At 69.6% G+C, this 12,615-nt stretch carries 13 protein-coding genes; all 13 read right to left on the reverse strand.

All coding sequences use genetic code 11. The annotated features are described in order from the left end of the window. Positions 1-7 precede the first annotated feature (7 nt). The 13 genes from tsf to WEF05_07575 all read right to left on the reverse strand — a co-directional run bounded on the left by tsf (position 8) and on the right by WEF05_07575 (position 12,457). Positions 8-613: a translation elongation factor Ts gene (gene tsf / locus WEF05_07515; GenBank protein MEX1101731.1), complete on the reverse strand. Its 606-nt coding sequence runs from the start codon at positions 611-613 to the stop codon at positions 8-10. Then, positions 610-1,479 carry a 30S ribosomal protein S2 gene (rpsB, locus tag WEF05_07520; GenBank protein MEX1101732.1) on the reverse strand — a complete coding sequence of 290 codons (870 nt, stop codon included), beginning with the start codon at positions 1,477-1,479 and terminating at the stop codon, positions 610-612. Before rpsB ends, tsf begins: the two co-directional genes overlap by 4 nt. A 172-nt stretch (positions 1,480-1,651) precedes the next feature. Further along, the gene (locus WEF05_07525; protein ID MEX1101733.1) at positions 1,652-2,614 is read right to left on the reverse strand and encodes a hypothetical protein; all 963 of its coding nucleotides are present in this window, start codon (positions 2,612-2,614) and stop codon (positions 1,652-1,654) included. Continuing rightward, positions 2,611-4,089, reverse strand: coding sequence for a PQQ-binding-like beta-propeller repeat protein (locus tag WEF05_07530; GenBank protein MEX1101734.1), 1,479 nt, complete (start codon positions 4,087-4,089; stop codon positions 2,611-2,613). The genes WEF05_07525 and WEF05_07530 overlap by 4 nt, the downstream gene beginning before the upstream one ends. After that, on the reverse strand, positions 3,980-4,702 hold the full coding sequence (locus WEF05_07535) for a M23 family metallopeptidase (GenBank protein ID MEX1101735.1): 723 nt from the start codon (positions 4,700-4,702) through the stop codon (positions 3,980-3,982). The genes WEF05_07530 and WEF05_07535 overlap by 110 nt, the downstream gene beginning before the upstream one ends. Positions 4,703-4,779: 77 nt before the next feature. After that, positions 4,780-5,772, reverse strand: a complete 993-nt coding sequence (whiG, locus tag WEF05_07540) for an RNA polymerase sigma factor WhiG (protein MEX1101736.1) — start codon at positions 5,770-5,772, stop codon at positions 4,780-4,782. After that, positions 5,772-6,731: a tyrosine recombinase gene (locus WEF05_07545; protein ID MEX1101737.1), complete on the reverse strand. Its 960-nt coding sequence runs from the start codon at positions 6,729-6,731 to the stop codon at positions 5,772-5,774. Before WEF05_07545 ends, whiG begins: the two co-directional genes overlap by 1 nt. A gap of 94 nt (positions 6,732-6,825) precedes the next feature. Next, positions 6,826-7,977: a DNA-processing protein DprA gene (locus WEF05_07550; protein MEX1101738.1), complete on the reverse strand. Its 1,152-nt coding sequence runs from the start codon at positions 7,975-7,977 to the stop codon at positions 6,826-6,828. Then, complete coding sequence (locus WEF05_07555) at positions 7,967-9,505, reverse strand: YifB family Mg chelatase-like AAA ATPase (protein ID MEX1101739.1); 1,539 nt, start codon at positions 9,503-9,505, stop codon at positions 7,967-7,969. Before WEF05_07555 ends, WEF05_07550 begins: the two co-directional genes overlap by 11 nt. Before the next feature lie 49 nt (positions 9,506-9,554). Then, positions 9,555-9,944 carry a YraN family protein gene (locus WEF05_07560; protein ID MEX1101740.1) on the reverse strand — a complete coding sequence of 130 codons (390 nt, stop codon included), beginning with the start codon at positions 9,942-9,944 and terminating at the stop codon, positions 9,555-9,557. Between the two features lie 67 nt (positions 9,945-10,011). Then, on the reverse strand, positions 10,012-11,385 hold the full coding sequence (locus WEF05_07565; protein MEX1101741.1) for a hypothetical protein: 1,374 nt from the start codon (positions 11,383-11,385) through the stop codon (positions 10,012-10,014). Further along, entirely contained in the window at positions 11,382-11,678 is a 297-nt protein-coding gene (locus WEF05_07570) for a DUF2469 family protein (GenBank protein ID MEX1101742.1), read from the reverse strand. The genes WEF05_07565 and WEF05_07570 overlap by 4 nt, the downstream gene beginning before the upstream one ends. Then, entirely contained in the window at positions 11,675-12,457 is a 783-nt protein-coding gene (locus WEF05_07575; protein ID MEX1101743.1) for a ribonuclease HII, read from the reverse strand. The genes WEF05_07570 and WEF05_07575 overlap by 4 nt, the downstream gene beginning before the upstream one ends. Positions 12,458-12,615: the final 158 nt, after the last annotated feature.

Raw genomic sequence — 12,615 nt, forward strand, 5'->3', positions numbered from 1 at the left:
CGCCCCTTCAGTCGACTTCCTCGCCAAGCTTGTACCGGACGAACCGTCGCACGGCAACTTTCTCTCCGAGCTTGGCGGCGGTCTCGTCGACCAGTTGCTGGACCGACAGCTTGTCGTCCTTCACGAAGGACTGATCAGTGAGCACCCAGTCCTTGTAGAACGCGTTGAGCTTGCCCTCGACGATCTTGGGGATCACGTTCTCCGGTTTGCCACTCTCGGCGGCCTGCGCGGTGTAGATCTCCCGCTCCTTCTCCAGCACCTCGCCCGGAACGTCGTCGCGGGAGAGCCAGCGCGGCGCCATGCTGGCGATGTGCACGGCAATGTCCTTGGCGAGTTGCTGGAACTCCTCGGTGTTCGCGACGAAGTCGGTTTCGGAGTTCACTTCGACGAGCACACCGACGGAGCCGTTGAAGTGCTGGTAGTTCGCGATCATTCCCTGCTCGGCGGCACGCCCGGCGCGCTTCGCGACCCCGGCCAGTCCCTTTTCCCGGAGCAGCTGCGTCGCCTTCTCCACGTCGCCGTCCACCTCGACGAGGGCCCGCTTCGCATCCATCATGCCGGCGCCCGTCGAATCACGGAGCGACTTGACCTCCGAAGCGGTCACCTCGCTCATGCGGACGTCTCCTCCCCCGCGGCGGCGGGAGCGGCGGGTGCCGGTGCGGCGGGTCCATCGGGAGCCGACGCGGCGGGTGCCGGTGCGGTGTCGTCGGGCTTGGCGGGTTCGGCCTTGGCGGGTTCGGGTTCGGGCTCGGGCTCGATCTCCGGTCCGGTCGCCTTCGTGATCGCGCGCTCGCGACCCTCCTGCCGACCCTCGATGATCGCGTCGGCGATCACGCGGGTCACGAGGTTCACCGAACGGATCGCGTCGTCGTTGCCCGGGACGGGATAGTCCACCTCGTCTGGATCGCAGTTCGTGTCGACGATCGCGATCACCGGCAGACCGAGCTTGCGCGCCTCGGTGACGGCGATCTGCTCCTTCTTCGTGTCGATGATGAACACCGCGTCCGGGAGCCGTTCGAGATCCTGGATCCCACCGAGGTTGCGCTCGAGCTTGGCCATCTCGTGACGGAGTCGGATCACTTCCTTCTTCGGGAGCGCGTCGAACGCACCGGTGCGCTCCATCTCGCGGAGCTCGCGCAGCCTGATCAGCCGCTTGGACACCGTCTGGAAGTTCGTGAGCATGCCGCCGAGCCACCGCATCGTGACGAACGGCATCCCGGCTCGGCCCGCGTGCTCGTGGATCGGTTCCTGCGCCTGCTTCTTCGTTCCGACGAACAGAACGACGCCGTTGCGAGCGGCGAGGTCGCGGACGAACGTATGCGCCTCTTCGAGCCCCTCGAGGCTCTTCTCGAGGTCGATGATGTAGATGCCGGAGCGTTCCCCGTACAGGAACCGCTGCATCTTCGGATTCCAGCGCCTGGTCTGATGCCCGAAGTGCACGCCTGCTTCGAGGAGCTCCCGCCGCGTAACGACGGGCATGCTTCCTCCTTCTGTGGTTTTCGGTGGAGCCCTCGGCTCGGTTCGTCCCGTCCCGGCCCGGCGTCGCCGTCGGGACCCCGGGGGCGGTCCCCGAGCCTGTGATGTACGCCGAAGCGCCGCGAGGGAGTCTAGCAGCGGGTTCACGCTGCTCCCCGGGCCGACGGAAGCCGGTTCAGGAAGCGGATCGGCGCTGCGCGCGCTGCTGTGGGGGCTTCGGTTCGGGCAGGCCCGGCGCCGCGTAGAGGTACCGGTAGGAATAGACGGCGAGGAACCCCAGGTGGATCACGTTGACGGCGAGCACACCGATCCACGTGGAGATCCCAGGATTCGCATCGATCCTTCCGAGACCAGGCACGAGCAACGGCGAGACGAACGCGAACAGCGCGTAGGCGAACGCCAACAGGAGGTTCTGCGAGCCCGGAACCCGCGCTGCGAGCAACGTCCGGCGGATCGCGGGTCCGATCCCCCGGGGGTGGACCACCGCGATCACCGGGCCATAGCTGAGGAAGAACACGGACGCCACGAGCATCAGCAGCGAGAACGCGATCCCCAGGCCGAAACTCCCCACGATGTTGATCAGCAGTGTCGCGGTGAACGCGAGGATCGAGATCGCAAGGGAAACGGGGATCGCACGGACGCCGTCCCGCAGGCCTCGACCGCTGACCCTCCCGAACCGTAGCTGCTCGACGACCATGCCGGAGAGGAGCGCCGTCATCACGGCGCGCAGGGCGATCAATACGGGAGCGGCGAGCGAGCCACCGCGCGCACCGAACACGAGGTTCCCGGCCACGATGTCCGTGCTCACCCCGATCGACGGCAGCGCGAGGTAGCCCGCCATGTTGCCGATCGACGGGACCATCCCCAGAACGAGGAACACCGACCACGCGAGGAACGGGGCGACGACCGCGACTCCCACCAGCACCGGGGACGAGCCGACCGCTAGGAACCCCCGGCCGAACGACTGGCGAAGCGTCGGATAGGGCGACTGACTCGGCGCCACGCCCCGACCGAACAGACCACCGAGGAACCCACCCGGACGTTGCGTCCGGCCGGCTGGTCCCGGATCGCTCCGATCGCTCGACCCGTGCTGCGGCGCCCGGAAGTCATCGCGACGCTTCTTCTTGCCCGAGCTCATCGGTGCTCCTCCGGCCCCTGCGCGTCGTCGTCGATCTGCTCGATCGCGACGTCGTCGGTCCCCTCTCCGGGCGCGACCCCGTCGGCAGCGTCGGCCTGCACGGCGGACGGTCGTACCCGCGCGGCAACCAGCCGAAGCGGCACGAGCAACAGAACGACGAGGATCGCGGCCGCGGCGACCCACAGACCCACGAGCGAACCGGCACGGATCTTCGAGGGCGAGACGATCGTCATGAGGGTCGCATCAGGGTCGTGCTCGAAGGCCACGATCCCCGAACCGGGTCCCGTGCGAGCGACGACGAGGTGCTCGGGCCCCACCGCGATCGGGCCGAGATCCTCCCCCGCGTCCACTTCCCATACCAGGTCACCGGAATCGCGGTCGAGCGCAGCCAGTCGGCCGTCATCGAGCCCGACGACGACCACCGAACCGACCACGACCGGTGCTCCGAAGGTGATTCCGGCGTTCAGGGCGTGACTCCACGCGATCTCTCCCGTCGCCGCGGCGAAGCGGTGCAGCCCACCGGCGTCGTCGCCGAGGTACAGCTCGTCGCCGATCACGGCCGGCGCCGTGATCGGTGCATACGAGCGGAAAGATCCCGCGTTCGTCCACATCTCGCCGCCGTCCTCGAGTGAGAGCGCTCGGACGACGCGATCGAAGGAACCCAGGTACACGCGGCCGCCGCTGATCGACGGGATCGTCGTGAAGGGGTTCGCCGCGGCGACCGAGGGTGACACGCTCCACACGCGCTCGCCGTCGCCGAGATCGAAGGCCGAGACCGTCGGCTGCACCTCTTCTCCCTCGCGAAGGGAGAGGACCACGTGATCGCCGTCGGCGGCCGGGGGGCGCAGCACCTCTCCCCCGGCGGAAGCCTTCCAGCGCTCGACGCCGGTCGCCGCATCGAGAGCGGCCAGCGTCCCTTCCGTGTCGCCGACGAGGACGGTGTCCCCCTCGATCACGGGCGACGCCTCGGCGGCGCCCTCGAGCTCGTAGGGAAGCTTCCAGGCCAGTCGTTGGTTCTCCAGGTCGATCGCGAGGACGGTGGAGCGATCTGCCTGATCGCCCTCGTCCTCCGCGTCGGTCGTGGGCCCCGGCGTGGGAGTGCCGGACGGGTCTTCGATGCCACCGCCCTCGGTGTAGACGAGCAAGGAGCGATCCCCGTCGGCCACGATCGCGGGGGCGACGGGAGGGCCCGGTTCGCGCGGCACGCTCCAGACCTCGTCGCCGGTCGCGATGTCGAGAGCGTGCACCGCGTCCGGGCCCACCGTGACCACGAGACCGCCGGCGATCACCGCGGGTGACGCTCCACGCTGGTTGACGCGCTCCACCGGGAACTCCCACGCGATGCGGTAGGGCGGTTCGGGTCCCTCACCGGACCCGGTGTGCGCCGCGTCGCGTTGGAACTGGGGCCACTCGGACGGCTGCTGACCGATCGCGGCGCTCGCGGTCAGCGCGAGCAGGATGAGCAGTACGCCCATGAGCCCCAGCGTTCGGGCGGCGGTGCGGACGGGCGGCGTGCGTGACTGCGTCAGCTGCGTGTCTTTCGCTCGGCCGAGCCTTCTGAGACAGGCTCGGGTCGGTCGCCCATCCTAGCGGCGCGAGACGGATCAGACCCGACAGCGACAGCGGAGCAAAAACCAGGAGCGGATCGACGTAGGCGCCACCGTGCTTGACGCCGAGGTGGACGTGGGGCGCCGCCGCGCCGGGATGACCGGAGCCGGTGGTGCCCACCGGCTGCCCCGCGAAGACGGTGTCGCCCTTGCGTACCGTCACGGTGGACAGCCACGAGGCCGTGGACTCCCAGCTTTCGCCGTGCGCGATCGACAGGAACAGGTGACCGCCGATGCGTCCGGCGAACTTCACGGTGCCGGGGGCAGGTGCGACGAGCGGCGAGCCGACCGCGACGGCGACATCGACCCCCCGGTGTCCTGCGCCGAACGGCGAATCGGGCGGATCGAACGCCCGCACCACGGGCCCGGACACCGGCCAGAGCCAGCTCCCCGGCTCGAGCGCCACAGCGACGGCGGGTGTGACGAAGTGGCCGAGCAGTCCGATGCACGCGCCGAGCGCGAGGGTCGCGATCCGTGGCATGCGACCGACGCTACGCGGTCCGGTCGCTCGGCTCCGTGACGTGCGTCACACCGCCGAGAAGATCTCGGCGGTGGTGATCACTCGTCGTCGGTGAACTGCAACCGGAGTCCCCCGACCGCCTTCGTGTGGATCTGGCAGACGCGGGACTCGGTGACGCCGAGGATCTCGCCGATCTCGGCGAGGGTGAGCCCCTCGAAGTAGTAGAGGGTCACGACGATCTTCTCGCGTTCGGACAAGTTGTTGATCGCGTGTGCGAGGAGACCGCGGGTCTCGTGGCTCTCCATCCCCGCCGCCGGGTCCACACCCTTGTCGGCGAGGGTGTCGAGCAGCGAGACCTGTTCACCGCGGTCCGCACCGACCGAGACCATCTCATCGAGGGCGAGCACCGACACGAACGAGATCTGGTTCACCACGTCGTGGAGTTCGGAGAGGCTCACCCCGAGCCGGTCCGCGAGCTCACCCTCCGAAGGCGCGCGCTTCATCATCGTCTCGAGGTCGCTGTAGGCCTTCTCGATCTCGCGAGCCTTGAAGCGCACCGAGCGGGGGACCCAATCCATCGCGCGCAGCTCGTCGATGATCGCTCCGCGGATCCGGGGGATCGCGTACGTCTCGAACTTGTTGCCCCGACCGGGCTCGAACTTCTGCAGCCCGTCGATCAGCCCGAACATCCCGTAGCTGACGAGGTCGGCCTGCTCGACGCTGGCCGGCAACCCCGTCGCGACCTTGCTCGCCACGTACTTCACGAGCGGCGCGTAGTGCAGGATCAGACGTTCTCTCGCTTCATGGGAGTCCGTCGCCTTGTAGTCGTCCCACAATGCCGCCAGCTCGTTGATCTGGTCGGGGTCCTGAGCCTTGGCCGCGGTCTTCGAACCCCTCGTGGCCGACGAGACCTTGCTGTTCGACTTCGAGGGTTTCGCGGCGGTCTTCGCTTCAGAAGCCGCCGGCGGGATCTTCACCGTCTTCTTCTTGGTCGCGGTCGCCTTCTTGGCGGCGCTCTTCGTCGCGGTCGATGAGGTCTTCGCCTTCCTCGTCGCCGCCACGGCGTCCGGTGCCTTCGTCGCCCTGGCCATCAGGCCCTCGGATGGGATCGAAGGTAGGCCGCGCGCAGACGCTCGCGGGAAACATGGGTGTACCGCTGGGTCGTCGCGACGCTCGCGTGCCCTAGGAGTTCCTGAACAGCCCGGATGTCCGCCCCTCCTTCGAGCAGGTGCGTCGCGAACGAGTGCCGCAGGGTGTGCGGAGTCACGCGACGTCCCGACAAGGTCGTTCCCCCATACTCGGCCACCATCGTTCGGATGTCACGCTCGGTCATCGGCTTGCGACGGCGGTTGGTGAAGAGGTTCGGCGAAGAACCCCCCTCTGGGACCAGGAACGGCCTACCCCGTTCCAGGTATGCGGCGAGGGCGTCGACGGCGAACTCCGAGAGGGGGATCTCGCGCTCTTTGGACCCCTTACCCAGCACGTTCACGCGTCCTCGGTGCAAGTCGACGCGATCGCGCGTAAGCCCTGCGACCTCCCCCACGCGCAGGCCCGATCCGTACAGCAGCTCGAGTATCGCTCGGTCGCGCAAGGCCAGCGAGCTTACGGTCGCGTTGCTCGCCTCCGGATCAGCCACCCGGCCTGCCTCGATCGGGTCGCCGCCCGGTGCTTCGACGAGCGCCGCGGCCTCACTCGGCCGAAGGACCCCCGGAAGACGCGAGGCCACCTTCGGCCGGCCGAGCAGCGCGGCGGGATCTCCGTCGATCTCACCCCGGGCCTCGGCCCAACGGTAGAAGCCGCGGATCGCTCCCACACGGCGAGCGATCGTCGCGCGCGCGTAGCCGCGGGTCGACTGCTGCGCGAGGAACCGCCGGAGCCGCTCGTGGGTCATCTCCGTCAACCGCCAACCCGATCGAGAGCAGAACACGGCGAGCTGCGCGAGGTCACGGCGATACGCCGTGACCGTGTTCTCCGAGAGGTGGCGCTCGAGGGCGAGGTGGTCGCAGAAACGACCGATCAGGTCGGCGTCTGCGCGGGGAAGGTCGGTCACCGTGTGCACGTCGGCTCTTTCGACGAGGGGGAGGGCCCGGAACCTTGTACCAGCGTCCCACACCCGAAGCAACGATGCACCCAGCGACGCAGACTCAGGCGTCGGTGATCGCGGTTCGGACCATCCGCCGGTACCGGCCTCCGTCACCGCTGACGAGGCCGCGGAGCTCGAGCCGGAGCAGGCATCCGAGCGCCTCGGCGATCGTCAGCCCCGTCTCCCGGGCGACCTGTTCGGGGAGCACCCCGTCGCCGACCGCGTCGAACACCCGCGCCTCGGTGCCGTCGAGCATCGCGCCGAGCGATCGACGGCGTTCGCGGATCGCGATGTCGTCGACAGGTATCCCCAGGGCGTCACACACGTCACCCGCGTGCCGAATCGCCTGGACACCCGAGCGGATCAGCCCGATCGGCGCCACCGCCATGGGATTGGTCACCGCGCCCGGAACCGCGAGCACCGTGATCCCCAGATCGTTCGCATGATCGACGGTGATCAGCGACCCACTGCGTTCGGCGCCCTCGACGACGATCACGCCGACACCGAGTGCGGCGACAAGGCGGTTGCGAGCGGGGAACCGATGTCGCTGCGCCTCGATCGACGGAGCGGCCTCGCTGAGCACCGTTCCGCAACGGGCGACCTTGCGAAGCAGCACCCCGCGCCGACCACCGCGATCTCCGACGATGCCCTCGGCCAAGACCGCGACCGTCGGTCCGCCGACGGCGACCGCGCCCTCGTGGGCGCAGGAGTCGATCCCGTTGGCCGCACCGCTGACGACGCACACGCCGGACGCGGCCAGATCGGCACCGAGCGTCTCCGCGACGTCGGCCCCGACCCGGGACGGCTTGCGTGTACCGACCACCGAGATTCGGGTCGCACCGGGAGTCAGGGGACGGCCGCGCAGGAACAGAGCCGTCGGTGGATCGGCGAGCGCCAGCAGCCTCGGGTCGTACTCGTCGTCTCCCTGCACCGCGACCCGGGCACCGCACGCCTCGACGGCCGCGCGCACCTCGCGCGCATCGGTCGCGCGCGCGACGGCGGTGTCGGCGGGACCGAGCTCGGCGCCGGCCCGCACCGCACGCAGCGCCGCCGACGCGGAGCCCCGGCGCCACACGATCGGTCGCAGGCGCCGGGGTCGCAGCCACGGCAGGGAGGTCAGCACGAGCACCGCATCGAGCTCGGCTCGCCCGCGACCGAACCCCGGGGGCCAGCCGCGCTTGGATGGGTCGCCCTCCTCGGGCTCACCCGGCACGCGCCAGCCCACCCTCGGTGCCACCCCGGAGTGCGAGCGCCTCGGCGATGTGCAGCTCGGTCACGCCGCGCGCTCCCTCGAGATCCGCGATCGTCCGCGCGACCCGCAGCGCTCGGTCGAACCCGCGGCCCGTCAGCCCGAAAGCATCCACCGCGTGCGCCAAGAGCCCTTCGGCCTCCCCGGTGAGCTGCGCGACGTGGCGGGCGACGGGACCTGGCAGGTAGGCGTTGCACGCGACACCGACCGATCGGCCACGGGCGCGCTGCCGCTCGCGAGCGTCGACGACCCGCTGCCGGACGGTCTCCGAGGACTCGGCCGAGCCCGCTCCCAACAGCTCACGTCGCGATACCCGAGGCACGGGCAGGCGGATGTCGATCCGATCCAGCAAGGGTCCGGAGAGCCGGGTGCGGTAGGCGGAGGACGCTTGCGACGTGCACGAACACGCTTCGTCGTCCGAGCCCGCGTACCCACACGGGCACGGGTTCGCGGCCGTCACGAGCATGCACCTCGCGGGGAACTCGACCGACCCTTGCAGACGCGCGATCACCACGCGACCGTCTTCGAGCGGCTGGCGCAGTCCCTCGAGCGCGTCGCGCCGGAACTCGGTGACCTCGTCGAGGAAGAGCACGCCCCGGTGAGCGAGCGAGACCTCACCCGCGCGGAACCGACCCGCCGCTCCGCCACCGAGCAGGCCGGCGGACGACACGGAATGGTGCGGCGCACGGAACGGCCGTCGGGACACGAGCGTTCCCGAGCCGAGCAGACCTGCAACGGAGTGGAGCTGGGTCACCTCGAGCGCTTCGTCACGCGCCAGCCCGGGCAAGATCGTCGGCAGCCGTCGCGCCAGCATCGTCTTGCCGGCGCCGGGGGGCCCGGTCATCGCTATGTTGTGGCCACCCGCCGCGGCGATCTCGAGCGCGCGCCGAGCTGCAACCTGGCCGCGCACCTCGGCGAGGTCGGGAGCGTCGGCCGCCTCGTCGGGGGGATCGGCGTGTTGCGGAACCGGCGGCGGCGCCGTGGTGCCCCGCAGGAACCCGACGGCCTCGTCGAGCGCACCGACCCCGACGACGTGGAGACCTTCGACGAGCGACGCCTCGGCGGCGTTGGCGAGCGGAACGATCACCCCCGGGAGCCCCGCCGCGGCCGAAGCCATCGCCACGGACAGGGCACCCGGCGTCGCGACGAGGGCCCCCTGCAACGAGAGCTCTCCCCACACCACGTACCGGTCCAGATGGTCGGGCGGCAGCTGCGCGTTGGCGGCGAGCACCCCGATCGCCAGTGGCAAGTCGAGACCCGCCCCCTCTTTGCGGATGCTGCCGGGCGACAGGTTGACGACGACGCGGTGCGGCGGCCAGGCGAAGCCGGCGCGCTCGACGGCGGGACGGATCCGTTCGCGGGCGTCGGTGATCGCCGCCCCCGGCATCCCCGTCAGCGTCAGCGACGGCAGCCCGCGGCCGATCGACGCCTCGACGTTGACGATCCGCCCGCGCACACCGGTGATCGCGACCCCCCGCACCCGCGCGTACATGTGCGGACCGTATCGACGCGCACCGACACGCCCGTGTGCGAGAGGCCGCTCAGAACGCGTCTTGGAACAGCACTACATCCGGCCGACCGTCGCGCGGAAGGAGGACGCTCGCGACGTCGAACCGGATCACGACGGAATGACCATCCGGCCACTGTGCGAGGAACAGCTGCGCGAGCCGCCGAAGCCGGCGCCGCTTCGTGGATGTGACGGATTCGTACCCGTCGCCGAACGCGGTGCCCGACCGTGTCTTGACCTCGCACACCACGAGGAGATCCCCTCGCCGAACGATCAGGTCGAGTTCGCCCGCGGGGCAGCGCCAGTTGCGCTCGACCAGATGGAACCCGGCGCGCAGGTAGGCCGCCAGCGTTGCGTCTTCGCCGCGACGCCCCAGACGGGCCCGCCGGTCCGAAGCGCTGGTGCGGATCGTGGTGGAGGACATGCGGCGACGTTACCCGGGGTCTCCGACACCCCCGTGCGCCACGGGGATCCGTGTGCGCTCGTCATGTCTAGACGGGTCCGATCCTCCACTCGGCGAACCACGCGTCGGGGTCGAACGAGGGCACGTCCTCGGATGCGGCGATCACGGCGTCCATGAAGTCCGGCACCGTCGTCATCGGCGACAGCCAGTGGTTCGCCGCGTAGTCGTGCAGCATCGACTTGACGCGCGCCATCCCGAGCCGATCGACCAGGTCGGAGATCGCACACGATCCGAACTCGTACACCAGTCCGTAGCCACCGTGCTGGTCCCAGTACCCCATCCCGTTCGTGAGACGGGCGCTCTCGCGGGGCCACGGCAACGGCGTGCACCACGACGAGCTCTTGGCGAACGGGCGGGCCACGACGTAGAGCGCGGACCACTCGGCGAGCCCCTCATCGAGGAAGGGCGAACGGTAGGAGTCGTTGCCGACGATGCCCCACCACCATTGGTGACCGACCTCGTGAGCGAGCACACCCGCATTCGGGTTCGAGAAAACGATCGAGGGGTACTCCATCCCACCGAAGGTCGTGTAGGCGGACTTGACCACGTCGAGCTCGTTCCACGCATCGTGGTAGTCGCCGAAGATCGCCGACATCAGATCGAGGGAACGGATCGTCTGGTCCCGCATCGTCCGCGCCGTGCTCGCACCGCCCACATGCCACACCCGCACACGGGTGCCGTCCGAGGCCGTCCCGACCGCCCGGTCGAACCGTCCGGCGGCCCACGCGAAGTCGCGGACCTCTTCCGCGAAGTAGGTCCTGCGGATCCGTCCGTTCACGAGCTTGGTCGTGGCCTGTGCCGTCCCCGCCGAGGCGAACCGCAGCCCCTTCGGAGAGGTCACGGTGAACAGCACGTCGCCGACGGGCGCGTACATGCTCTCCCCCGCGTCGGTGTACGGATCGAGGTGCACGCCGTCGGCATCCTCCGCGGCCAGGATCGGGATCGCCGTTCCCGCGAACGCGATCGTGTCCGTCCACCCGAACCGATCGTTGCGCTGCGGCAGCGCGATCTCGATCTGCATCCCGATCGTGGCCGTTGCGCCCGGCGCCACGGGATCGTCGAGAACGAGCTCCCGCGCGCTGCAACGCAGCAGGTAGTTCCCGAACGACCCTCCGGTCGGCGCACTCACCCGGATGTCGGGAGGACGACCGTTGCAGCCGAGGAGTCCGTTCGGCCACAAGCGCACGTAGACCGACGTCAACGGATCGGGGCCCGAGTTCCTGAACTGGATCTGGACGATGCCCGTGTAGGTGCGTCCCCTCGAACCGGTCGTGAGATCGACGGTGGTCGTGGCATCCGACGGCCAGGGACTCACCGATGCGGAGGCGACCTGGATCGGGACGACGAGGGCGAGCATCGCGAGCCCCACGACGAGCGCGGCGCCCCGGCCGAGGCGTGTCACCGAGGGATCGGCTCCTCGTTGTGGGATAGCTCCTCGACGTTCACGTCGCGCCGGGTCATCACCCGGACCGACGACACGAAGCGGGCGGGTCGGAACATGTCCCAGACCCAGGCGTCCTGCAAGCTGACCTCGACCCAGTCGTCGCCCTTGGGCTCGAGGTGGACGTCGTTCGCCAGGTAGAACCTGCGCTCGGTCTCGACCACGAACGAGAACATCGGGAGGACGTCTCGATACTCGCGGTAGAGCTCGAGCTCGCGCTCCTCTTCGAACCGCTCGATGTCGTCGTCGCTCATGGTCGTCCATCATCCCAGGTGGACGGCCCTTCCGCCGCCTGCGCTCCCGCTTGCGATATCGGCATCCACCCGGGTGTCTCTGCAGCGCCGGCATGACCCAGATCGAAGCTGACCTGGCCCACGCCCCGGAACGACAGACGGTGGATCGGCGTCGGACCCAGGCGGTCGAGCACGGCCAGGTGATCCGGCGTTCCGTATCCCCTGTTGTGGTCGAAGCCGAACTCGGGCCAGCGACGATGGTACCGGGCCATCGCTCGGTCCCGGACGACCTTCGCGATGATCGACGCGGCGGCCACCGTGCCCGAGACGAGATCGCCCTTCTTGATCGACAGACACGGAACCGGGATGCGTCCGGGAGGGAACCCGTCGACCAGGACGTAGTCGGGAACCACGGTCAGGGTCCGCACGCACCTGCGCATCAGCGCGAGGTTCGAACGGTGCAGCCCGCGCCCGTCGATTCGCTGCGGCGTGGCCCGGCACACGGCGATCGCGACGGCGCCTGCGGTGATGCGTTCGTAGGCGGTATCGCGCTGACCGGCGCTGAGCAGCTTCGAGTCTCGGATCCCCTCGAGATCGAAGCCGTCGGGAAGGATCACCGCGGCGGCCAACAGAGGGCCGGCCAAGGCTCCCCGACCGGCTTCGTCGACCCCCGCGATGTTGCCGAACCCGGCCTCACGGAGCCGGCGTTCGTAACGATTCAGGTCTCCGACCGACGGGGCGGGCTGCGGCTCGTCGATCGCGATCCCGGGCCCGGCGGCGGAGGTCGTGACGGGATCCATCGCCTCGGAACCTAGCCGATGGAACGGATGACAGGGGGGACACGCGGGGCGGTGCGCTGAAGGGGCTTGCGGTTCAGGACTTGTCGGAGGTGTCGACTTCGGCAGCCGGGGCCTCGTCGGCGCCCGATGCCTCCGGGGTCTCTCCGGGAGCCTCGGCC

The sequence above is a fragment of the Actinomycetota bacterium genome, assembly GCA_040881665.1.
In the GTDB taxonomy this organism is placed as follows: Bacteria; Actinomycetota; UBA4738; order UBA4738; family HRBIN12; genus JBBDWR01.